The following is a 20985-nucleotide window of genomic DNA, read 5'->3' as shown; positions in this document are numbered from 1 at the left end:
ATTTAAACTAAAGCAGTCTTTCAAGGCTGCTTTTTTTATGATGAAAAAAATTGCTCTTATTTATATGGGTGGTACCTTCGGTTGTATCGGTGAACCGTTAAGCCCCATGCCAGCGAATGCGTTTTTACCTAAATTACAGCATGTGCTGCCACTACACCTAAACATTGAATGTTTTGTCGCACCTGTCATTCGTGACAGTAGTGCTTGTACTGCACCCGACTGGCTGGCACTGATCCAACAAATTCAAAGTTTACAATTACAACAATTCCAACATTTTGTCGTCATTCATGGTACTGACACTTTAAGTTACGCAAGTGCTGTATTGGCCCATTTTATAGGTCAATCTGCACATGTCGTGCTTACAGGCAGCCAATATCCGCTGTTTAATGTGGCTGGTGACAACACCCGTGAATTTACCGATGCCATCGACAATTTAAATTTTGCATTGGAATCGGTACACCAATCGAGTGTTGGGGTTTATTTGGCCTTTCATCATCAACTGATGCATGCTCAATCCGCACTAAAAGTACATACAACCGATCTGAAAGCCTTTGATGGGCTGCCAGCCACACAGCCACTTTCAATGCTGACATCGCCTTATATTGTTCAAGTCAATGATTTAGACAAAGCGGCTCATTTCAATTGCCTGAATTGGATGTGGCAACCGATAACAACTGATCTACACAGTCAAAATTTAGCCGCCCTGCTTACACACACGCCAGATGTTTTAATTCTGCAAGGCTTTGGCACAGGCAACATTGCCGTTGATGCTGAGTTACTCAATGTCTTGAAGGCTATACAACAAAAAAATTGCAAAATTATTTTAAGTACACAGGTTGTTCATGGCGGTATAGATCAACGCTATGCTGTGAGTGACTGGGTCAAAGACAGTGGAATATTACTGAGCAATTGTTTGGGTCATGCAGATCTTTATGCCAAATGCTTGAAAATGTATTTACAATACGGCAGTGCCGCAGACTGGACTGCGCATTGGAACGATTAAGTCATTTGAGGTAACTATGCAACGTTTTGCGATTGGGATTGAGTTTTGTGGCATGCAATATAAGGGCTGGCAAACTCAGCAACCGGGCGTACCAAGCGTGCAAGAAACCATTGAAACCGTCCTCAGTAAAGTAGCCAATGAGCCGATCATGTTGCACGGCGCTGGCCGAACAGATGCCGGCGTCCATGCAACCAATATGGTGGCACATTTCGACACTCAGGCGATTCGTCCCATTCGTGGATGGTTAATGGGCAGTAATAGCCAATTACCCCGTGATATTTCCATCCAATGGATTAAGGAAATGGATCAGGACTTCCATGCCCGCTTTAAGGCGCAAGCGCGCCGTTATCGCTATGTGGTCTATAACAATCCACAACGTCCAGCTTTACTGCACAAGCAAGTGACTCATGTTTATGCCAAGCTAGATGTGCTAAAAATGCAACGTGCCGCGGCCAAATTTGAAGGCACTCATAATTTCGAAAGCTTCCGTGCCGCAGCCTGTCAGTCCAATCAGCCTGTTCGTCATGTCAGCCATTGCCGTCTGATCCAACACGGATGCTACTTGGTCCTAGATATTCAGGCCGATGGTTTTTTACATCACATGGTGCGTAACATAATGGGCTGTTTGTTGGAAATTGGGCAAGGTATGTATGACGTTGACCATATTGACGATATTTTTGCGGCTGAAGACCGAAAAGCAGCTGGTGTCACCGCACCGCCCGATGGGCTGTATTTTATCCATGCAGACTATCCAGCACAGTTTGAACTTCCTCAAGTTCCGCTGGGACCTCATTGGTTAAATATGCCTGAATAAAAAATTCCTCCCAACCTCCCTTTCACAGAGGGATGAGTGTCATTTTCGCCATTGCTAGGTTCTAAAAATGAAAGTACCCCTTTCAAAGGGGGGATTCTGTTTAGGGAAGGATTTTATCGAAGATCAACCTTAACGCTGCTTCCGCTTACGGTATTCCACAGGCGTTTCATTGGTCCAGCGTTTAAATGCGCGATAGAACGTACTTGGTTCAGAAAAACCCGTTAAGTACACAATGCGCTCCACACTTTCATTGGTATTGGCCAATAATTTTTTAGCCAAACGACAGCGATAGTCTGACAAAATTTGCTGAAAACTGGTATTGGCTTCTGACAACTGAGTCCGTAAACGACGCGGGGTAATGTTGAGCTGCGCAGCGACCGTTTCAAGCGTGGTTTCACCACTTTCTAGCGTTGAACCAATAGCACGGCGAACTTCACCGACCAAATCATAACGCGCCAACTCCTGAAGTTTTTCAATCGCTAACTGCTCATGCAATTGTAATAACTCAGGTTCTGCCTGCCACAATTGATACTCTAAAATAGCCGGATCAAAATACAATCGGGTTTCTTTCTGCCCTAAGCTCACAGGGCATTCATAAACACGGAAATACTCATCATCTGGCGCGCCCTGACTAAAGTTAAAGTCGATATAAATCGGCTGAAAACGCCCTTCAGTAATAAACTTAAAGAAACGCAAAACACCGGACATCGCGCATTCAGAAAAATGACGATTCACGATATTTTCTGCCCAAGGCTGATGACCATTGGTCAAATAGCAGCGGTCATCTTCAATGACCAATTGCGCATGAAAGGCATCGCTAATTAGGCGTTGATAGGCCAAAGCCCGCTTTAAACCTTCACCAAAATTCTCAGATGAAATGAATAAGTGTTCAATCACCTGCCCTCGATATAAAGGCAAATGCTCTCCTAGATGCAAACCAATATCAGGATCCTTACTGACTTCTTCTGCAGCCACCCAGAATGCAAATTGTGCATTCAATGGGGTACGGTCATTGGTTTCAACCTGATTTAATGCCACACCCGCTTTTGTTAAAATTTCTTCTGTTGGCAATCCGGCACGACGAATCGCTTGATACCCTAAACGCAACACAACAGATGCATCAGTTAGCTGACCCACTCCAGAACCTTCCTTGTATGTACTTCATTTATACCTAAAAAGATTGATTTTAGATTAACTGCGATTGACCAAACTGACAACAGTTACTGCACATTTTTTGTTGAAAATATTTAACTAAATTGTTCGCTTATTTTACTGACAGTCGATCAGTTCAAAGCCTTTTACGGCTTGTATTCTGAAAAAAAATTGACTATAATTTGCGCCTTGCTAATTTATTCATTCAGGTAGGCTATGGCCAATAAAGAGGAACTCATCGAGTTCGAAGGCGTTGTCACCGAGACGCTTCCTAATACTATGTTCCGTGTACGTTTAGAAAACGGTCATGAAGTGATTGCTCACATCTCTGGCAAAATGCGTAAACACTATATCCGTATTTTGACTGGCGACAGTGTTAAAGTAGAAATGACACCTTATGATTTGACTAAGGGTCGTATCACTTACCGTGCGCGCTAAGTTTTAGCGAAGCGAAAAAGCCACTTTATCAGTGGCTTTTTTTGTATTTCAATACAATGATAAAAATTGACTGCAAATTTGCTTTACAGTCTAAAAACATAAAAATTCGATTATAAAATTCAAAATATAAGGACATAAAATCATATGAAACATCTAGGATTAGTCGGTGCTATCTTTTGTGTTGCTTGCGCCACGACAGGCCAAAAGCAACTCAATCAATCCCTACAACACGATATTGAACAGCCAGCTGATCAAGTTCGTAAAGAGCTCAACTTGAGTCAATTGGGCTATAAAGTGATGGGAGCACCCGTACAAAGCAATGAAAAACTCAGCTATACCATTTTACGCTCGATGCCAATCCCGATTGGTACACCAAATATCGGCACCAGTATAGCCATGGGCGCACCGATCCCAACGCCTTCTAAAGGTGGAATCACTGTCGATATGGAATGTAAAATCGAGTTCAAATTACGCAACCAAATCGTTGAATCCATTGACTATGTCAGTAAAGCTTGTTGATCCTGTATTTGAATACTAGAGGCTAATCCTGCTCGGATGACCGTGTATCAAATGACTACAGTGTTATACAGACCAATCTGACTAAACTGAATTTATTTCGTGAGGAGCTGATCCATGAAATTTATTTTGGAACATCAGGTTTACGAAGATCACCATTTTATTCACTCCACATTGAGCATGGGTTGCGTTCTAAGCATTGTGTTATTGGCTGGCTGTACCACGACTTCAACTCTCTCATCCGTTGAACGTGAACGCTATTTAGCCTCATTTATTGGTCAATCGAGCCAAACGATTCAAGCAGAACTCGACCTCAGCAAACTGGGCTATCAAAGGACTTCTCCCGTGGAGGTCAGTTCGGACTACCTCCTTTATCGTGTCGCACGCCCGATTAGTATTCCTTTACCGATGGCGGAAAATCCTGCGATGGGCATGGGCAGCGGCGCTGCTGTGCCGATTCCCAGTGGAAATACACGCTATGAGGTTGAGTTAAACTGCCTTATTCAATTTCGCATAAAGCATAATATTGCAACTGATGTCCGATTAACTGGTCGCACCTGTTAGTGCATCAATTCTAGGATTGATAATTTGTAGGCACAAAAAAACGCAGCATAAACGCTGCGTTTTTTGATTCGCCATTAGTTCAATGCAGAAACTACAGCTTGACCCATTTCAACAGTACCGACTTGAGTACTGCCTTCTGACATGATGTCACCTGTACGTAAGCCTTGATCTAAGACATTACCTACAGCATCTTCAATTGCTTTTGCCGCCGCTTCTTCACGGAAGGTATAACGTAGCATCATAGCAACAGACAGAATTGTTGCTAATGGGTTCGCAATGTTTTGACCTGCGATGTCTGGTGCTGAACCGTGGCAAGGTTCATACATACCTTTACCATTTTCATCTAAAGAAGCCGATGGCAGCATGCCGATAGAACCGGTTAACATCGCCGCTTCATCAGACAAGATATCGCCGAACAAGTTACCTGTCACGATTACATCAAACTGTTTTGGCGCACGGACCAATTGCATGGCAGCATTGTCAACGTACATATGAGACAAGTTAATTTCAGGATACTGCTCTTCTTTTAACGCAGTTACGGTTTGTTTCCAAAGCTCAGTCACTTCTAGCACGTTGGCTTTATCCACTGAACACACTTTACCACCACGTAAGTTCGCCATTTCAAAAGCAACTTTGGCAATACGCTTGATTTCAGATTCTGCATATACGTCAGTATTGAAACCTTGTTTTTCACCGTTTTCGAGTTCACGAATACCACGTGGTTGACCGAAATAGATCCCGCCAGTTAACTCACGTACGATCAAGATATCCAAACCTGCTACGATTTCAGGTTTTAAGCTCGACGCATCTGCAAGCTGCGGATAAAGAATTGCTGGACGTAAATTGGCAAATAAATTTAATTCTGAACGAATTTTTAATAGGCCACGTTCTGGACGAATTGAACGCTCAATGGTATCCCACTTAGGACCACCCACTGCACCCAATAAAATCGCATCAGCAGTCTTCGCTTGTGCTGCTGTTACTTCTGGATAAGGTGAACCGTGCGCGTCGATCGCTGCACCACCTAAAAGACCTTGTTCCCAAGTCAAACCTAAGTTGAATTTTTCGTTTACACGTGTCAGCACTTGTTCAGCCGCTTTCACGATTTCAGGACCAATACCATCACCTGGTAAAATCAAAATATGTTTTGACATGAGTCTTTCCATTTATACGCTGGCTTGATTACCAGTCGGATTTAAAGTTTCTTTTCTACAAACTCACCAAGTCCTGTGAGGACATTGTAGGGTCGGCAGAAACGTCGAATCGTTTTTGCACCTTGCTTTAAGTCTACACAGAGCGGATCAGGCGCAGATTTATCCAGTAAACTGCCTGTGTTTTTTGAACGCTCTCGGTACATTTTAAAGGTGTACTCGTGTTTGGACCTAAAGTTGTGAATGACATGCAAGCGCTCTGCTTTTTCCTGAGAAATTGGATAATAGCGAATCACGACTTCATGCTGACCTGAAGGTACAGACAAATACAAAGGATTAGGCTCAGACAATGAACGACCATTCAACCGTACAATGCCTGCTTTAATCGCAGCACGTTGTACATGTTGATTATTTGGATCAACCACTTGTATTTGATCAAAACGCTCAAATTCACAATGCGCTGTACCTGCACAGTAAATCAGAGCATTATTTTTTGTACTTTCAGTTTCTTTCACATTTTTAATGCGTGCCGTGTCAAAGCTTTGACAGGCAGAGAGCGTTGCGAACAGCGCTCCCGTTACAACCAGCTGACCGAAGAACTTTTTCATTTTTCGAACCCAACCTGATAAATTCTGGCTAACGTATAAATTTTGTTTCGCCTGATATTAGCAAGACTTAAGCCGACTGACTACTAAGAAGTTCTACAATGACACTGACTTAAGCTTTAATGTCTGCAAATACCCAAGGGCGAGATGCTTTGGTTTTTTCTTCATAAGCGCGAATATCATCGGCTGCTTGTAAGGTTAAACCGATATCATCCAAGCCATTCAATAGGCAGTGTTTACGGAATGGATCGACTTCAAATGTAAATGCTTCACCACTCGGTGTACGTACTTCTTGCGCAGCCAAATCAATGGTTAATTGATAGCCTTCAGATGCAGCACATTCTTTAAATAACTGATCTACGATCTCTTCAGACAAGATCACTGGCAACATGCCATTTTTAAAGCTGTTATTAAAGAAAATATCCGCATAGCTTGGTGCAATGACAGTACGGAAACCATATTCTTCTAATGCCCAAGGCGCATGCTCACGGCTCGAACCACAACCAAAGTTTGCACGAGAGATCAAAATCGACGCACCTTGATAACGCGGTTTGTTCAATTCGAAATCGGGGTTAATCGGACGTTTTGAAATGTCCTGACCTAAATAGCCTTCATCCAAATAGCGCAACTCATCAAATAAGTTGGCTCCGAAGCCTGTACGCTTAATAGATTTCAAAAACTGTTTTGGAATAATTAAATCTGTATCAACATTGGCACGGTCTAATGGTGCAACGATACCTTGTTCAACGGTATATTTTTTCATGCGATTTGCTCCTATTAGCCCTGATTAGAAGGTACGAACGTCAACGAAGTGACCTGCAATTGCCGCAGCTGCTGCCATTGCTGGACTCACCAAATGCGTACGACCACCATTACCTTGACGACCTTCGAAGTTACGGTTAGACGTTGATGCACAGTGCTCACCCGGTTGCAACTTGTCAGCATTCATTGCCAAACACATTGAGCAACCCGGCTCACGCCATTCAAAGCCTGCTTCAATTAAGATTTTATCTAAGCCTTCTGCTTCTGCTTGTGCTTTAACTAAACCTGAACCCGGAACCACCATGGCTTGTTTAATCGATGCCGCCACTTTTTTGCCTTTGGCCACTTCAGCCGCTGCACGAATATCTTCGATGCGTGAGTTGGTACATGAACCAATGAATACACGGTCTAATTGGATATCTGCCAAAGCTTGACCCGCTTCTAAGCCCATATAGTTGTATGCACGTGTCCAGTCATTACGCTGTACGTCATCTTTGGCTTGTTCTAAAGTTGGCACTGCTTGAGATACAGGAATCACCATCTCAGGAGAAGTCCCCCAAGACACTTGTGGCTCAATATCTTCACCTTGCAATACCACAACAGTATCAAAATGCGCACCTTCATCAGACACTAAAGTATTCCAATACTCTACTGCAGCGTCCCACTGTTCGCCCTTCGGTGCATACGGACGGTCTTTCACATAGGCAATGGTTTTGTCATCGACAGCCACCATACCCACGCGCGCGCCACCTTCGATCGCCATGTTACATACCGTCATACGACCTTCGATCGACATATCACGGAACACTTGACCACCAAATTCAATCGCGTGACCTGTACCACCCGCCGTACCGATTTTTCCGATAATCGCTAAAACCACGTCTTTAGGAGTTACGCCTTGACCCAATTGACCATCAACACGCACCAACATATTCTTCATTTTCTTTTGAACTAAGCATTGAGTCGCCAATACGTGTTCAACTTCCGATGTGCCGATACCATGAGCCAAGCAACCAAATGCACCATGCGTTGCAGTATGTGAGTCACCACATACCACGGTCATACCGGGCAAGGTTAAACCTTGTTCAGGCCCCACCACGTGCGCAATACCTTGACGTACATCGTTGATGTCAAACTGGGCAACATCAAAAGTTTTACAGTTGTCATCTAAAGTTTGCACTTGGATACGTGAGGTATCATCTTCAATACCTGCAATACCTTCAGCACGCTCCTTAGTAGACGTAGGTACGTTATGGTCTGGCGTTGCAACATTAGCGCTTAAACGCCACGGTTTACGACCTGCAAGTTGTAGCCCTTCAAAGGCTTGTGGAGAAGTCACTTCATGCAATAAATGACGGTCGATATACAATAATGAAGAGCCATCATCTCGCTGTTTTACTAGATGGTCATCCCACAATTTGTCATACAAGGTTTTTTTTATTTGGGTTTCCGCTTTTTGGGTTTCGCCTGCCATGTCGATTTGCTCCACTGGACTGGGTAAATTCTTTCGTTAAATCGATTATAACCACGTATTCACATAAATCTAATTTATCATTTTTATTAGTTTAAAAACTTATAGGAATGATATTTAACTGCTGATTTCCGTTGCATTTTAATCACCATTGATGCGTTCAAAACACACTCACTTCAATACTTTCAGCAGATGAAACTTTAGATTTTTCTCCGAGTTTTTGATCACTTTCTGCCATTTTTAAATGGTGATTTAGAAATTCAATGATCATAAATTGAATTTTCTCTTTTACATTGCAAATAAGAATCATTATTATTAACTTATTGCCAAGATTTATCAATTTAACAAGGAGCATTCTCATGGCACACATTAACAAGTTCGTCGAAAATAATCAGCGCATGTTCAAAAAAACCTTGAGCTATTACATCATGCATATCACGGTTGCGATGTTGGTTGGTTATTACGTGACTGGCAGTATTGCAATGGCCATTACCTTAAGTTTACTTGAACCAACTGTTCAAGCGGTTGCCTTTTTCTTCCACGAAAAAGCATGGGAAAAGAAAGATAAAGCAGCAGAGGAAAATATCCCCGCTTAATCCAACCCTGCTCCTTGTAAAAAAACCACCATCACGGTGGTTTTTTTAATGACCTTAAAACGTTCTTTTACTCTATCAACTTTAACTTTCTATTTTTTTCATCCTATAGATTCAATTGCAGACGGATCATCAAAGCTTGTTTTTTTGCTGTAAGGCCAACTGATCATGCGCCTCAACCAATTGTTCTATCGCAAGAATCAGTTTGTTTTTTGCCGCATTACACTCGGCAGCTGCGCGGTTTTCGTCGTCTTCGTCATCTGCGATTTCATATATCGCACAGCGCTTTTCGACTGTCCCTTCAAAAATATCCAATAAATTTTTAATGTGTTTAATATCCATCGCCTTCTCCCTGTGAGGTACAACATTGCTAATCGATGCCGCCCTGACTGTACCTGTTGCTTTAATTATTCAATGAAAAGTTGTTCCCCAAGCCATCAAAACTTAAGTTCATTTTTTTTAGTTCAATGCTGAGTTAACAAGAAACGCCATCGCTCCTTTTCAAGTCAAACGGTTGAAGTACTTTCCAGCCCTGTATTTTTATATTATGCATAACTCTGGTTTCGGTTTAAAAAACAACTTTGTAACAACGCATTTGAGCTGAAAACGTCACAGTCCAACCTTAAATCATGCAGCGACCAAGTACTCGAATAACGCTATGGAACTAAGAAAATTCCCTCAGATTTAAAGCGTCATCTGGCTTGAACGCCTAGTTTTAAATCAAAAGATACAACTTTTCCTTTGATTTATTCTTAAAATATTATAACAATGAGACTACGCATAAAAATTCTTTATAGGAATGAAGATGAATCTCGCAGCCTTTGAAGCCTTTGTAAAAGTCATGGAAACTGGTTCGATCTCTTTGGCAGCAGATCAGCTCTTCATTACGCAACCTGCTGTGACCAAGCGTATTCACAGTTTAGAAGAATACTTCGGTGTCAAACTTTTTGAATCGGCGGGTCGTGGTGTTCAAGCGACGCATGCAGCAAACTCTCTCTTGCCAAAAGTAAAAAGCTGGCTGAATGAGTTGGGCGATATTCACCATACGCTCAGCCATGAGCAAGGTCAGGTTCAAGGTAAACTGAAAATTGGCACTAGCCATCATATCGGCTTACACCATTTACCGGCGCATTTGCGTCAATATGTACAACAGTTTCCAGAAGTGACCTTAGATGTACACTTTGTTGATTCTGAACAAGCCCATGAGCAAGTTTTGGCAGGTGACTTAGAGTTGGCATTTTTGACTTTACCACCACAAGGTGACAGCCGTTTAAAATACATCACGACATGGAATGATCCACTGGTATTCGTGGTTGCGCCTTTCCATCCTTTGGCGCAAGTCGAACATTTGACCTTAGAGGATTTGATCCAATACCCAAGTCTTTTACCTGCAGCGCAAACCTATACCAGTCAAATTACCTTGGCTGAGTTTGAAAAGTATGGACTCAAGCCAAAAGTTACCATGAGCAATAACTCACTTGAGTCGATTCGTATGTTGGTTTCCATTGGTCTCGGTTGGTCTGTCCTTCCTAAAACCTTATTGAACCAAGATTTAAAACAACTGAATTTACCTTCAAACATGAATCGTCAATTGGGCATGGTATGGCACCCAGGCCGTACTCAGTCACTTGCTGCACAAAAACTGGTTGAATTGATGAAACACATCTAATTCATTTTTTTGCCTACAAAATTCAATTATTAATCAAGCCACCGCTATGGTGGCTTTTTATATTCATCTGTTTAAGCATCTAGAAAAAGCGAATGACTTGATTAGCCAAGTGTTGAACAGTCCTTGTTGAATAGTCATCATAGACAATGCAGTGACCTTCAAATCTGCCATCAATATTTGTAGCTTTGCTCAAGGTCAGCAATAGATGCTCTTACTTATTATGAAAGTTCAACCTCTTTTCACTGATGTTATACAGTAACATCAGAAGTGCAATTTGATTCAAATATAAGAACGATACGCGGCAAGGTCATCCGCAAGTGTTTGAGATAGGACTACTTCTCATCAAAAATGTTTTTGCGATACTTTGAATAATTAGACGGTAGTGAACGAGTTTTGCGGATGACAATGGTTTTGGGTACTTTTGCCGAAACAAAAGTACCTCCAGCCGAAGGCCAATCAATTTATTCAATTCCTAGATGTAAGACTTCGTTGAATAGATTTAAAAATCATTTTAAAAACACGAAATAACTTTTACGTACGTAACATCAGTTTTTCAGTAAAAATGGGATCACCTATTTCAGCCGATCCCATTAAAAAAACCAAGGAAGACCTGTCAGTTTTACTTCGTCAACGAATCTTCATGTAATGATTCATTCAATTGATCGACAATAATCGCCCATTCACCATCTGACTTAATTTTTTCGGCCAAGAACTGGCGCTGAGCATCTGTCCAATAATCTGCTTCGGTAATTTTAGTTTGGGCACTGAGTTGATGCGTCACGATAAATAAAGCAATCGCGTCTTCACTTGAATCTAAACCCAGTTGTTCAAATAGATGAGTCATGCGTGGACGTACACTCATTGTCGTTCTCCGTGTTAAAACGTATTGTTTATGGATACAAAATTATTCTGTTTTAAGGATATAACACGGAACGAACACGTACTCAATTACAGAATTCTACAGTGGTGAAAATTGAATAAAAGGCAAACTAAGCATAATCATCACGACAGATTGAATAAATACCAACAATAAAGGCAGCCCCCAGTTCACTCCACCTTCTTCAGCAAACACCTGCTCACTATATTTCGGCTGCTGCATATAGGCTTTGGTCTTTTGCACCGCAAAATCGCTATAAAGCCGCTTTCCGATGCCAGCGAGTATGAGGTTAGGAATCAATGCTAGCCCCATCAAGACTTGTTCAGGCACACCGATGATGAGTGCCAACATACTAATCAAAAAACCAACCGCAAAGAATAAGAAGAAATAGCGATACATCTTCCGATAGAGTAACCAATAGGGCCCAAAAATTAACCCCGCCCAACTCAGGCCACTGTTCTGCCCACCTTGTTGTTCTATGAACTTTAAATAAGATTGAGCACGTGACCCTATAAAGATTTGAATTAAATGTTTAAAAGAAGCTTCTGTCTGCATATAGAGCGATAGTTCAAATTAGTGAGCTGAAGTTTAATCAAAAGGACGTCAAATAAAAAAGCATCTAATGATGCTTTTTTATCATATCTATTTTTAGGCTTGAATTGACCAGTCTTGAATGTCCCAACCTTGTTCTTTTGCAAGGACTTCTAAACGGTCATCTGGGTTAATTGCAAAGGCATGATCGGCATATTCCAATAGGAAGCGGTCATTAATCGAATCTGAATAGGCCCAAGATTCTGTCACATCACGACCTTCTAACCATTGATTCAAACGGACTAATTTGCCCTTTTGGTAGCACGGAGTATTAATCACTTTACCCGTATATTTACCATCCACAACTTCGGCATTGGTCGCAATGATTTCAGTAATACCAAATTCACGAAAAATCGGTGCGGTAATAAAATCAGACGTTGCGGTGATCCCGACCAATTGATGTCCTGCATCTTGATGGCGCTGAATAGCAGCAAAGCCCTCAGGACGCATTTGCGCACGAATAACTTTTTTCATAAACAACTGATGTAACTCAGTTAAGTAGGCATTATCATGTTGGGTTAAAAACTCAAATACAAATTCGTTATAAGCAATCGGGTCAAGCTGGCCTTTTTTATAATCATCATAAAATTTGTCATTCATGGCACGATGACGAATTGGATCAACCAAGCCTTCATTGACCAAAAACTCCCCCCAAGAATGGTCTGAGTCGGTATTTAATAAGGTGTGATCAAGGTCAAACAGTGCCAATTTCATGAAAATACTCGTAAAAGCTGAAATTTAAGAAAAAAATTGTAAATCTATCTCCGCTAGTCGATAGAAATTCGTTAAGATCATAACAATTTTAACATTTTTACACTTTGCTTTTTCGAGATGGACACAGAAATAAACGTCCCCGTGAGCAAAGTCATAAATTACACAATATTTAGGTAGCCAAATGATCGATTCAGAAGGTTTCCGACCCAACGTCGGGATCATTTTGGCAAACGACATTGGACAAGTTTTATGGGCAAAGCGCATTGGTCACAATGCCTGGCAATTTCCACAAGGAGGTATCCAACATGGAGAAACCCCCGAACAGGCACTTTACCGTGAGCTGAGAGAAGAAGTTGGCTTACTGCCCGAACACGTCCAGGTGATAGCACAAACCCAAGGGTGGTTGCGCTATCGTTTGCCACATCGGTATATACGTACGGATTCAGACCCCGTTTGTATTGGTCAAAAGCAAAAGTGGTTTTTATTGAAACTGACAGCTTCAGCACAGCATATTCAGCTGGATTTGTCAGATCCACCTGAGTTTGATCAATGGCAATGGGTCAGCTATTGGTACCCTTTGGGTCAAGTGGTGAATTTTAAACGCGATGTATATCGTAAAGCCATGGTGGAGCTGTGCAATCAGCTTCCGCAAAAACCGTAAAAATTTGCAGAATGGATGCAGATTTTTAGGATGAGTGTTGTTATAAATAAAGCAGAATAAATTTTGGAGCAGACACGATGTCGAACATGCAACTGGATACCTTAAGACGCATAGTCCAAGAGATTAATGCGTCGGCCAGTTTGCATGAATCTTTAGACATTATGGTCAATCAAGTGGCCGAAGCCATGCATGTGGATGTCTGCTCAATCTACTTGCTTGATGAACGAAATCATCGTTATTTACTGATGGCTTCTAAGGGCCTAAACCCTGAAGCCGTTGGGCATGTCTCTTTGCATACCAGTGAGGGTTTGGTCGGCTTAGTTGGACAACGTGAAGAAATCGTCAACTTAGACAATGCACCCAAACACGAACGCTTTATGTATCTGCCAGAAACAGGGGAAGAAATTTACAATTCCTTCCTCGGTGTTCCGGTGATGTATCGCCGTAAAGTGATGGGCGTCTTGGTGGTTCAAAACAAAGAGCCTCAAGACTTTAGCGAAGCTGCCGAATCCTTCCTCGTGACCCTATGCGCTCAACTTTCAGGGGTAATTGCCCATGCACATGCCGTCGGGAATATCGAAGTCTTTCGTAAACCCAACAACCTCCCTGCCTATAAAACTTTCCAAGGTATTTCTGGTTCAGGCGGTATTGCGCTAGGCCGGGCAGTCATCCTGTATCCACCTGCTGACTTGGCTTCAGTCCCCGATCGTGAAGCCGATGACATCAGTGAAGAACTCGAATTACTCGACAATGCCATAGACGCAGTTCGTCAAGAAATTCTGTCCCTCGATGAAAAAATGCAAGATGCCCTCATGGCCGAAGAACGTGCATTATTTAGCGTGTTCTTGCGAATGCTCGATGCCAATGCCCTCCCCGCGGAAATCAAAAGTGAAATTCGTGACGGTAACTGGGCACAAGGTTCGGTACGCATTGTTATTGATAAACACATTGCGCTGTTTGCACAGATGGAAGATGACTATCTCCGTGAACGTGTTTCAGACTTAAAAGATCTGGGGCGTCGTATCTTGGCTTATTTACAAGAAGCAGATGCCAGTCACCGTGAAATCACCGATGAAAGCATTTTAATTGGTGAGGAAATTTCTACGGCTGCCTTGGTTGAACTCCCTGTCGATAAAATCGCGGCGATTGTGACCACCGAAGGTGCCATGAACTCACACATGGTGATTGTGGCACGTGCCCTCGGCATTCCAACTGTAGTCGGTGTGACTGAACTGCCGATTAATACCCTCGATGATGTCGAAATGATTGTCGATGCACATCAAGGTCGTGTATTCATCAATCCACCTCGTCGTTTACGCACACGCTATAAAGAGATTCAAAAAGAAGAAGAGCAAATTGCCAAAGATCTGAAGCAATACGAAACCAAAGATGCCATCACCCCTGATGGTGTTGCAGTTCGATTGTTTGTAAATACTGGCTTGATGATCGATGTGGTTCGCGGTGTACAACGTGGCGCCAAAGGTGTCGGTCTATACCGTTCTGAAATTCCGTTTATGCTGCGTGATCGCTTCCCTGGTGAAGAAGAACAGCGCGCTATTTATCGTCAACAGCTGAGTCATTTTGCCAATAAACCAGTGGTGATGCGTACCCTCGATATTGGTGCAGATAAAGACCTGCCTTATTTCTCGATTGAAGAAGAAAACTCAGCACTGGGTTGGCGTGGAATTCGCTTTACTCTCGATCATCCTGAGATTTTTTCAGCCCAAATTCGTGCCATGCTCAAAGCCAGTATTGGCCTGAACAACTTGCATATTTTGCTGCCGATGGTGACCAGTGTCAGCGAAGTCGAAGAAGCGTTGTATTTGCTTGATCGTGACTGGCAAGCGGTGCAAGAAGAAGAACAGGTGAAGATTACCAAGCCAAAAATCGGCATCATGGTCGAAGTGCCGAGTGTGCTGTTACAGATCGATGAGTTTGCTGAATTGGTTGACTTCTTCTCGGTCGGATCTAACGATTTAACTCAATATTTACTTGCGGTTGACCGTAATAACCCACGGGTTGCCAATGTCTATTCACACTCACACCCAGCCGTACTTCGTGCGCTGACTCGCTTGGTGCAAGAATGTCATAAATACGACAAGCCGATTAGTATTTGTGGAGAAATGGCCGGTGATCCACTCACAGCTATTTTACTGATGGCGATGGGCTTTAACACCCTATCGATGAGTTCGAGTAACATTCTCAAAGTCCGTAAAGCCATCTGCCATGTGCCGATGCCAGATGCAAAAGAGCTCTTGGATCGTGCTTTGAGCATGAATAATCCACTGATGGTGAAAAGCATGATGGAGTACTACTTCAAGACTCATGGTCTTGGTGATATGGTGAAATCGGCAACCCGAATCGTGAGTGCTTAAGAACACTCATGTAAAATAATAAAATGAGGTGATGATGGATTTTTTATTTTTTCTGGCTTTTGTCGCAATTGCCTTTTATATGACAAAGATCCATCCGCAACTCAAACAAAAAATGTTAGAGCTGCAACACGATACACCGATTGAAAAAGTATCCTCAACTCGACCTAGACCGTCCCAAGCACAACAAGTCAATATACGCCCAACCAAGCCAACAAAATCCAAAGCTCCGGTCAGCCGCTCTCGTATTCCCCCCTTACTCGGTATAGAAATTACTGCGTCACAGCAGCGCCGCTTAGGTAAAAATGATCCATCGGTGCTGGCTGCACAGCGCGCCAAACAGCTAAATCAGACGCAGCACAGCGACGCAACATGGTTTGAGCAATTGACCAGTCAGGTGGAACACGTACTTCAGCAACCTAATAACGCCGTAAAACATCAAAGCACAGCGTCTAGACCACAACAAAAATCCACATTCAACAAAATGTTTGAAGACTTATTTTCAAAATAAGCGGTGTTTTAATGTTCAATATTTCAACTCAAAACCAATGCTTTAAATCCTGCATGGAACCACCTAAATGAACGTTGGTATCTTATTATTCAACGAAGTTGAAGTCTTAGATGCTGCGGGGATTTCTTCGGGGATCCATGCATCGCTTTATATTGTGGCCAAATTGCATGGCTTAGAGATTGCGAAGCAAACAGCAAAACGTATGGAATATGATGTGGAATTTGTTTAAGCAGATGTTGAAGCCGAATCATTTAGTAGACTAAAAACTGAGAAAATACACTGAAATAAAAAGGGAGATAGTCATTTGAGTATCTCCCTTTTTTGTGCTTGTCATAGCCACGTTTCGCATTTTTCTTTCGATCTACAAAAGTTTGGCTTTTGTTAAAATCATTCATGTGTTTTGCCACGAAGTTGCGAACTTCAACTTCTGGCAGGACTTTTTTCTTTGCCATTTGCATTCACCTTTTGCCTATACAGCACCTTCGTGCTGTAGTGCATATATTGGTCTATTTTTAGATTTTTTCAAGCACTTTCCTATGGCTTTTTGATACAGCGTAGTTAGTCCCATGTCCATAAAAAATTGTTTTCCCACATTATTCCCATCTCCAAAACCCTCTCCCATTAAAAGAGGGAAATACATTGTATTTAACTTGCGAAAGCCCGTTCCAACAAACGCTCTACATCGACCATTTTGGCATCCAACATCCCCACCACTTGCCCGTGTTTAGCGCTATAACGGCTTTGAATAAAACCATTTGCTACATAATCAGGCGCATAGCGTTTCAATAACACCGCTTGTGCAAGTACCGTTAAACGACTGACCAAACTGCGCCCCATAAATTGTAAATCTTCAGGCGATTGATGGAACAACCTGAACAAGTCCTGCAATTCTGTTTGCAAGCTTTCATCTATACTTGCTGTACTGGCCAAATCTTTAAACAGCACCTCAATAGATTCAGGATCACGCCCAATCGCGCGCAGCACATCTAGGCACATAACATTGCCTGAACCTTCCCAAATGGTATTCACAGGTGCTTCTTTAAAAATGCGCGCCATGATGCCGTTATCGACATAGCCATTGCCGCCAAAAACTTCCATCATCTCACCAGTTAGTTCGACTGCACGTTTACAAATCCAAAACTTAGCTGCTGGGGTCATAATGCGTTTCCATGCCACAGACAAGGCATCATCTGATTCATAGCACTGCGCCAAATGGAAACTGAGCTGCGTCGCTGCTTCACTCTCTAAAGCCAAATCTGCCAAAACTGCACGCATTAAGGGTTGTTCAATCAAATGTTTACCAAAAGCCTGACGCTGACGGGTATAGGCAATGCATTGCACCAAAGCTTGACGCAGCATGGCGCTCGAACCGACCGAACAGGTCAGACGGGTATAATTCGCCATTTCAATAATGGTTGGAATGCCACGCCCTGCCTCACCAATCATAATGCCCCACGCATTTTTGAATTCGACTTCCGAGCTTGAATTACTGCGGTTACCGACTTTTTCTTTTAGGCGCTGTACCTGAATATTATTCTTCGTGCCATCTTCCAACCAACGTGGCACAAAGAAACAAGCCAATCCATCTTGTTCGGTTTTTGCCACCACCAAATGCGCATCACACATCAGTGCAGAGAAAAACCATTTATGCCCCGTGAGTAAATAAGCTTTGCCTCGTCCTGTTTCTGCCACAGGCACAGCGATAGTTTCATTGGCACGTACATCCGAACCGCCCTGCTTTTCAGTCATGCCCATACCGAGCCAAATCGACTTTTTCTGCGCAATCGGTACATCGCGTTCATCATATTCAGTCGATAGTAGTTTCTCTCCAATTTTGGCCCACAGTTCAGGTTCACGCTGAATGAGTGGAATACTGCCGAGTGTCATTGAATTTGGACATAAATTGCCGCACTCGACCTGACCTGCTAAATAAAAACGTGATGCCCATTCCACCCATTTTGCCTTGGAATTTGGCTGATTAAATGGATGTGCATGGGTATCAAACTGACGGTTGAGTCCCATCCATTTATGCCATGAAGGATGAAATTCGATAAAGTCAGTACGGCGACCACGAGCATCGAAGGCATGTAAAATTGGGGTATGTTTGTTGGCTAAAGCCCCATGCTGAAAGTATTCACTCGAACCTGCGACTTTGCCCATTTCGCATAAGATCGGCTGATCGTGGCTGCCATAGCGCTTTAAGATTTCATGTAAAACCGTATCGCTTGAAAATAGATTGTAGTTTTCCAGTTCATCAAATTGGTTGCTGATTTGATGCGTCATCCATGTCTGTTCTAATGTATTCATCGTCTATATTTTCCGCTTGTTCTTGTTGGCTTTTCATTTCAGTATAGAGAAAATTTAAAGCATAGACGTTCGGTTTTCCGCGCTTAAAAATATGAAGCATTCAGCCATTCAAATACGGCGTAAGCCACGTCAATCACGTGCCAAACTGACGCAAGAAGCCTTACAGGACAGTTTTGTTCGGCTTTTGCATGAGCGTCCTGCCAGCCAAATTACCATTCGGGAAATTACCGACCTTGCAGGCGTGGGCTTGGGAACGTTCTATGAATATTTTTCTAAAAAGGAAGATTTGATTGCGCTAACCATTCATTTACATGTGAAACACAATGCGGAAAGCTTAAAAAGTTATGCACATAGCTTGATCAAGTTATCCACAGATTTGAAGTTTCAGACTTATTTAGAGCGAATTATTCATTTTCAAATTGAGCAAATTCAAGCACAGCAGTTTTTATGGTCACAGGTGTTTTTGTTAGAACGGCAGATTTCAGATATTGAAAGTTACCGTAAGAGTTATGCCATGATGGTGCAAATGTGGCGCAGTATGCTTGAGCCATTTATACAGGATGATGAACAGCTCAAACAGATGGCTTTAAATATGCAGCGGGTGTGTTATGGCTTTGTGTCGCAAACTTTATTGATTGAGCCTGATTTTGGGGAGTGGGATGAATTAAAGCGAGATATAATTCATATGTTGCGCGATTAGACTTCGCGGACAAGTCTAATGATGTTTCAAATGCATCGGTGAATAAAATAAAGTCATGTTATTTACAAAAAATCGGCTCTTAAACCAGTTATTTTAGATATTTAGGAAATTCATTTTTACGGTAGAAGAAAATCATTCATCACTTGTTTCATCCGTCAATAAAAGTGCTTTAGAAGTTAAGCTTTTATTGCCAGCTTACTTGTCTCATTTATACGCCTTTGCAATGCTGGCCAGTTGTAAGCTCTTTAAAAATTCAGCCGTATATTTTGGACTATGGCCTAATGCACCACGATGATAGCCATTTGGGATCGCCTGATAGACTACTGGCAATTTTTTATTTGCACACTTTTTGGTAATAACTTTGAGTACCAAGGTGATCGACAAATGGTCTGCGGCGCCTTAAACAAACATCAGTGTTACGGTTAGGGTCATATATTCAATCGACTGCCGTTTTAAATAGCTTGGGGATGGCCTTAAGTCTGAATTTTTTAAAAGATTGGCTGAGGTGCTTATTTTAACTAATTTTTTTATTTCTGATAAACAACGTTTACGGGCCTGATTTAGTAAAGACTGCATATCTGGACTAACCTGTTGATCTACATTGATCGATCTGCTTCGGCTGCTCCCAACAACACGCTGGGGAAAAATGCCGCTACGTTGGTATCTGGATTTGGATTGGTTTCTACGTATTCAGCAATACATTCATATTGATAACCACCCGGTGCCAAGGGTATTGCAGCTTTAAGATTCAATTCAAGCGCATCTTTTTGTCCCTGAGCTGCAACCGCAATAGCAGCTGCACCACCTTGACTATGCCCCCATCACCATCCAGTCTTTATTAAATTGCTTCGGCTTCCAAGAATGCAGTGCATGTACAGAATCCACCAAATTATAAACTTAACTGACTACATTCATATAAGGGTGCTGTTTTGGCTTACCTAGTCCTTGATAATCTGTTGTAACCACTACATAGCCATGCCTCAAACAACTGTCGATTGCACCATCTATGACTAGTTGCAAACTATACACAGGCCCATTGTATAATCACTTGAAGGAGCACTTGTATCAGCCACACAGTCGTGCCATGTGCTCATGCCAATACGGTCCAGTCTTGTTTAAGTACTTATCCTTTTGGGAGTAAAATATACCCCGAGGTCAAAATGGGTTCGCCATTAACCCCCTCGACTACGATATGCGATCACGTAAGGTTGCCTAGTATGTTGATATGATGTAGGAATCGATTCACGCTGGAGTGACAACATCTGACCTGACAACAATAAAGATAGGTGTGCCAACTAGCATCACCCCATCACCCCATCACCCCATCACCCCATAAAATATTAAAACAAAATATATAAATAATATAAATTCAATAACTTAATCAATCGTAAGCGTCCGCTGAACCCCATGCCTATTTTTTAATTCGATTTAGGTTTCCAGCGGTGTGGTAGCAATTCTTCAATCTGAGTCACTTTATGTGTCGGCAACCTTTTCAGCACATCACTTAAATAGGC

General features: G+C 42.3%; 25 protein-coding genes. 12 read left to right on the top strand and 13 right to left on the bottom strand.

The features are described from left to right. Positions 1 to 40: 40 nt before the first annotated feature. Together FTU83_RS07660 and truA are read left to right on the top strand one after the other, a co-directional pair. A complete protein-coding gene (locus FTU83_RS07660; protein ID WP_180106030.1) occupies positions 41 to 1003 on the top strand; it encodes an asparaginase domain-containing protein in 963 nt (320 codons plus the stop codon). A gap of 16 nt (positions 1004 to 1019) precedes the next feature. Further along, positions 1020 to 1817, top strand: a complete 798-nt coding sequence (truA, locus tag FTU83_RS07655) for a tRNA pseudouridine(38-40) synthase TruA (protein WP_078189716.1) — start codon at positions 1020 to 1022, stop codon at positions 1815 to 1817. 129 nt (positions 1818 to 1946) lie between these two features. On the opposite strand, the gene FTU83_RS07650 is transcribed toward truA, so the two are convergent. Further along, positions 1947 to 2954, bottom strand: a complete 1008-nt coding sequence (locus FTU83_RS07650) for an AraC family transcriptional regulator (protein WP_078189717.1) — start codon at positions 2952 to 2954, stop codon at positions 1947 to 1949. Between the two features lie 231 nt (positions 2955 to 3185). Between FTU83_RS07650 and infA the strand changes: the two genes are divergently transcribed. From infA to FTU83_RS07635, 3 genes are all read left to right on the top strand, one after another. Continuing rightward, a complete protein-coding gene (gene infA, locus FTU83_RS07645) occupies positions 3186 to 3407 on the top strand; it encodes a translation initiation factor IF-1 (protein ID WP_001284370.1) in 222 nt (73 codons plus the stop codon). Positions 3408 to 3551: 144 nt separating this feature from the next. After that, a complete protein-coding gene (locus tag FTU83_RS07640) occupies positions 3552 to 3926 on the top strand; it encodes a hypothetical protein (RefSeq protein ID WP_180106026.1) in 375 nt (124 codons plus the stop codon). Between the two features lie 114 nt (positions 3927 to 4040). Continuing rightward, positions 4041 to 4487: a hypothetical protein gene (locus FTU83_RS07635; protein ID WP_257222549.1), complete on the top strand. Its 447-nt coding sequence runs from the start codon at positions 4041 to 4043 to the stop codon at positions 4485 to 4487. A gap of 74 nt (positions 4488 to 4561) precedes the next feature. Here FTU83_RS07635 and leuB read toward each other — a convergent pair whose 3' ends face one another. The 4 genes from leuB to leuC all read right to left on the bottom strand — a co-directional run bounded on the left by leuB (position 4562) and on the right by leuC (position 8479). After that, positions 4562 to 5641 (bottom strand): 3-isopropylmalate dehydrogenase, encoded by a 1080-nt coding sequence (gene leuB / locus FTU83_RS07630; RefSeq protein ID WP_078192754.1) that lies wholly within the window; start codon positions 5639 to 5641, stop codon positions 4562 to 4564. A gap of 41 nt (positions 5642 to 5682) precedes the next feature. Then, entirely contained in the window at positions 5683 to 6246 is a 564-nt protein-coding gene (locus FTU83_RS07625) for a hypothetical protein (RefSeq protein ID WP_168377913.1), read from the bottom strand. Between the two features lie 109 nt (positions 6247 to 6355). Then, the gene (gene leuD / locus FTU83_RS07620; RefSeq protein ID WP_180062913.1) at positions 6356 to 7006 is read right to left on the bottom strand and encodes a 3-isopropylmalate dehydratase small subunit; all 651 of its coding nucleotides are present in this window, start codon (positions 7004 to 7006) and stop codon (positions 6356 to 6358) included. Between the two features lie 24 nt (positions 7007 to 7030). After that, the gene (leuC, locus tag FTU83_RS07615; RefSeq protein WP_180010169.1) at positions 7031 to 8479 is read right to left on the bottom strand and encodes a 3-isopropylmalate dehydratase large subunit; all 1449 of its coding nucleotides are present in this window, start codon (positions 8477 to 8479) and stop codon (positions 7031 to 7033) included. A gap of 356 nt (positions 8480 to 8835) precedes the next feature. On the opposite strand from leuC, the gene FTU83_RS07610 reads away from it, so the two are divergent. Beyond that, on the top strand, positions 8836 to 9072 hold the full coding sequence (locus FTU83_RS07610) for a DUF2061 domain-containing protein (RefSeq protein WP_078189723.1): 237 nt from the start codon (positions 8836 to 8838) through the stop codon (positions 9070 to 9072). Positions 9073 to 9201: 129 nt separating this feature from the next. On the opposite strand, the gene FTU83_RS07605 is transcribed toward FTU83_RS07610, so the two are convergent. After that, positions 9202 to 9411: a hypothetical protein gene (locus tag FTU83_RS07605; RefSeq protein ID WP_168377916.1), complete on the bottom strand. Its 210-nt coding sequence runs from the start codon at positions 9409 to 9411 to the stop codon at positions 9202 to 9204. Positions 9412 to 9874: 463 nt separating this feature from the next. On the opposite strand from FTU83_RS07605, the gene FTU83_RS07600 reads away from it, so the two are divergent. Beyond that, positions 9875 to 10738 carry a LysR family transcriptional regulator gene (locus FTU83_RS07600; RefSeq protein WP_078189725.1) on the top strand — a complete coding sequence of 288 codons (864 nt, stop codon included), beginning with the start codon at positions 9875 to 9877 and terminating at the stop codon, positions 10736 to 10738. A 619-nt stretch (positions 10739 to 11357) separates the two neighbouring features. Here the strand turns inward: FTU83_RS07600 and FTU83_RS07595 are convergent. The 3 genes from FTU83_RS07595 to FTU83_RS07585 form a co-directional block, all read right to left on the bottom strand. Then, entirely contained in the window at positions 11358 to 11600 is a 243-nt protein-coding gene (locus FTU83_RS07595; protein ID WP_078189726.1) for a DUF2789 family protein, read from the bottom strand. A gap of 96 nt (positions 11601 to 11696) precedes the next feature. Beyond that, positions 11697 to 12170 carry a DUF2628 domain-containing protein gene (locus tag FTU83_RS07590; protein WP_180106027.1) on the bottom strand — a complete coding sequence of 158 codons (474 nt, stop codon included), beginning with the start codon at positions 12168 to 12170 and terminating at the stop codon, positions 11697 to 11699. Between the two features lie 93 nt (positions 12171 to 12263). Next, positions 12264 to 12920: an HAD family phosphatase gene (locus FTU83_RS07585; RefSeq protein WP_111884093.1), complete on the bottom strand. Its 657-nt coding sequence runs from the start codon at positions 12918 to 12920 to the stop codon at positions 12264 to 12266. 181 nt (positions 12921 to 13101) lie between these two features. Here FTU83_RS07585 and FTU83_RS07580 point away from each other — a divergent pair, with 181 nt between their 5' ends. The 4 genes from FTU83_RS07580 (at position 13102) to FTU83_RS07565 (ending at position 16693) form a co-directional block, all read left to right on the top strand. Continuing rightward, entirely contained in the window at positions 13102 to 13581 is a 480-nt protein-coding gene (locus FTU83_RS07580; RefSeq protein WP_078189729.1) for an RNA pyrophosphohydrolase, read from the top strand. Positions 13582 to 13658: 77 nt separating this feature from the next. Then, positions 13659 to 15956, top strand: coding sequence for a phosphoenolpyruvate--protein phosphotransferase (gene ptsP, locus FTU83_RS07575; protein ID WP_168377918.1), 2298 nt, complete (start codon positions 13659 to 13661; stop codon positions 15954 to 15956). A 34-nt stretch (positions 15957 to 15990) separates the two neighbouring features. Further along, on the top strand, positions 15991 to 16464 hold the full coding sequence (locus FTU83_RS07570; RefSeq protein WP_180006997.1) for a hypothetical protein: 474 nt from the start codon (positions 15991 to 15993) through the stop codon (positions 16462 to 16464). A 67-nt stretch (positions 16465 to 16531) separates the two neighbouring features. Next, positions 16532 to 16693 carry a hypothetical protein gene (locus tag FTU83_RS07565; protein WP_180010167.1) on the top strand — a complete coding sequence of 54 codons (162 nt, stop codon included), beginning with the start codon at positions 16532 to 16534 and terminating at the stop codon, positions 16691 to 16693. A 22-nt stretch (positions 16694 to 16715) separates the two neighbouring features. Here FTU83_RS07565 and FTU83_RS07560 read toward each other — a convergent pair whose 3' ends face one another. Next, positions 16716 to 16916 carry a hypothetical protein gene (locus FTU83_RS07560; protein WP_180106028.1) on the bottom strand — a complete coding sequence of 67 codons (201 nt, stop codon included), beginning with the start codon at positions 16914 to 16916 and terminating at the stop codon, positions 16716 to 16718. Between the two features lie 193 nt (positions 16917 to 17109). Further along, positions 17110 to 18771, bottom strand: coding sequence for an acyl-CoA dehydrogenase family protein (locus FTU83_RS07555; protein ID WP_180106029.1), 1662 nt, complete (start codon positions 18769 to 18771; stop codon positions 17110 to 17112). Positions 18772 to 18862: 91 nt separating this feature from the next. Here FTU83_RS07555 and FTU83_RS07550 point away from each other — a divergent pair, with 91 nt between their 5' ends. Then, positions 18863 to 19471 (top strand): TetR/AcrR family transcriptional regulator, encoded by a 609-nt coding sequence (locus FTU83_RS07550; protein WP_180002945.1) that lies wholly within the window; start codon positions 18863 to 18865, stop codon positions 19469 to 19471. A 204-nt stretch (positions 19472 to 19675) separates the two neighbouring features. Here the strand turns inward: FTU83_RS07550 and FTU83_RS17405 are convergent, their stop codons facing one another. Further along, complete coding sequence (locus tag FTU83_RS17405) at positions 19676 to 19801, bottom strand: hypothetical protein (protein WP_257223144.1); 126 nt, start codon at positions 19799 to 19801, stop codon at positions 19676 to 19678. A 1088-nt stretch (positions 19802 to 20889) separates the two neighbouring features. Next, positions 20890 to 20985: transposase domain-containing protein (locus tag FTU83_RS07545; RefSeq protein WP_179992416.1), on the bottom strand; the 96-nt coding region annotated here is incomplete at its 5' end.

The organism is Acinetobacter sp. YH12152, from assembly GCF_013418285.1.
GTDB classification, from domain to species: domain Bacteria; phylum Pseudomonadota; class Gammaproteobacteria; order Pseudomonadales; family Moraxellaceae; genus Acinetobacter; species Acinetobacter amyesii.
The sequence above is the reverse complement of the archived record's forward strand: the minus strand, read 5'-3'. Positions and strand labels throughout refer to the sequence as shown.

What these genes read in the sequence shown, in the direction of transcription:
- leuD (WP_180062913.1), bottom strand. Translation starts at nt 7,006, where the DNA reads ATGAAAAAATATACCGTTGAACAAGGTATCGTTGCACCATTAGACCGT.
- FTU83_RS07565 (WP_180010167.1), top strand. Translation starts at nt 16,532, where the DNA reads ATGAACGTTGGTATCTTATTATTCAACGAAGTTGAAGTCTTAGATGCT.
- infA (WP_001284370.1), top strand. Translation starts at nt 3,186, where the DNA reads ATGGCCAATAAAGAGGAACTCATCGAGTTCGAAGGCGTTGTCACCGAG.
- FTU83_RS07590 (WP_180106027.1), bottom strand. Translation starts at nt 12,170, where the DNA reads ATGCAGACAGAAGCTTCTTTTAAACATTTAATTCAAATCTTTATAGGG.
- FTU83_RS07660 (WP_180106030.1), top strand. Translation starts at nt 41, where the DNA reads ATGAAAAAAATTGCTCTTATTTATATGGGTGGTACCTTCGGTTGTATC.
- FTU83_RS07610 (WP_078189723.1), top strand. Translation starts at nt 8,836, where the DNA reads ATGGCACACATTAACAAGTTCGTCGAAAATAATCAGCGCATGTTCAAA.
- FTU83_RS07625 (WP_168377913.1), bottom strand. Translation starts at nt 6,246, where the DNA reads ATGAAAAAGTTCTTCGGTCAGCTGGTTGTAACGGGAGCGCTGTTCGCA.
- FTU83_RS07635 (WP_257222549.1), top strand. Translation starts at nt 4,041, where the DNA reads ATGAAATTTATTTTGGAACATCAGGTTTACGAAGATCACCATTTTATT.
- FTU83_RS07605 (WP_168377916.1), bottom strand. Translation starts at nt 9,411, where the DNA reads ATGGATATTAAACACATTAAAAATTTATTGGATATTTTTGAAGGGACA.
- FTU83_RS07595 (WP_078189726.1), bottom strand. Translation starts at nt 11,600, where the DNA reads ATGAGTGTACGTCCACGCATGACTCATCTATTTGAACAACTGGGTTTA.
- leuB (WP_078192754.1), bottom strand. Translation starts at nt 5,641, where the DNA reads ATGTCAAAACATATTTTGATTTTACCAGGTGATGGTATTGGTCCTGAA.
- FTU83_RS07585 (WP_111884093.1), bottom strand. Translation starts at nt 12,920, where the DNA reads ATGAAATTGGCACTGTTTGACCTTGATCACACCTTATTAAATACCGAC.
- truA (WP_078189716.1), top strand. Translation starts at nt 1,020, where the DNA reads ATGCAACGTTTTGCGATTGGGATTGAGTTTTGTGGCATGCAATATAAG.
- FTU83_RS07560 (WP_180106028.1), bottom strand. Translation starts at nt 16,916, where the DNA reads ATGGCAAAGAAAAAAGTCCTGCCAGAAGTTGAAGTTCGCAACTTCGTG.
- FTU83_RS07640 (WP_180106026.1), top strand. Translation starts at nt 3,552, where the DNA reads ATGAAACATCTAGGATTAGTCGGTGCTATCTTTTGTGTTGCTTGCGCC.
- FTU83_RS07600 (WP_078189725.1), top strand. Translation starts at nt 9,875, where the DNA reads ATGAATCTCGCAGCCTTTGAAGCCTTTGTAAAAGTCATGGAAACTGGT.
- FTU83_RS07580 (WP_078189729.1), top strand. Translation starts at nt 13,102, where the DNA reads ATGATCGATTCAGAAGGTTTCCGACCCAACGTCGGGATCATTTTGGCA.
- ptsP (WP_168377918.1), top strand. Translation starts at nt 13,659, where the DNA reads ATGTCGAACATGCAACTGGATACCTTAAGACGCATAGTCCAAGAGATT.
- FTU83_RS07570 (WP_180006997.1), top strand. Translation starts at nt 15,991, where the DNA reads ATGGATTTTTTATTTTTTCTGGCTTTTGTCGCAATTGCCTTTTATATG.
- FTU83_RS07550 (WP_180002945.1), top strand. Translation starts at nt 18,863, where the DNA reads ATGAAGCATTCAGCCATTCAAATACGGCGTAAGCCACGTCAATCACGT.
- FTU83_RS07555 (WP_180106029.1), bottom strand. Translation starts at nt 18,771, where the DNA reads ATGAATACATTAGAACAGACATGGATGACGCATCAAATCAGCAACCAA.
- leuC (WP_180010169.1), bottom strand. Translation starts at nt 8,479, where the DNA reads ATGGCAGGCGAAACCCAAAAAGCGGAAACCCAAATAAAAAAAACCTTG.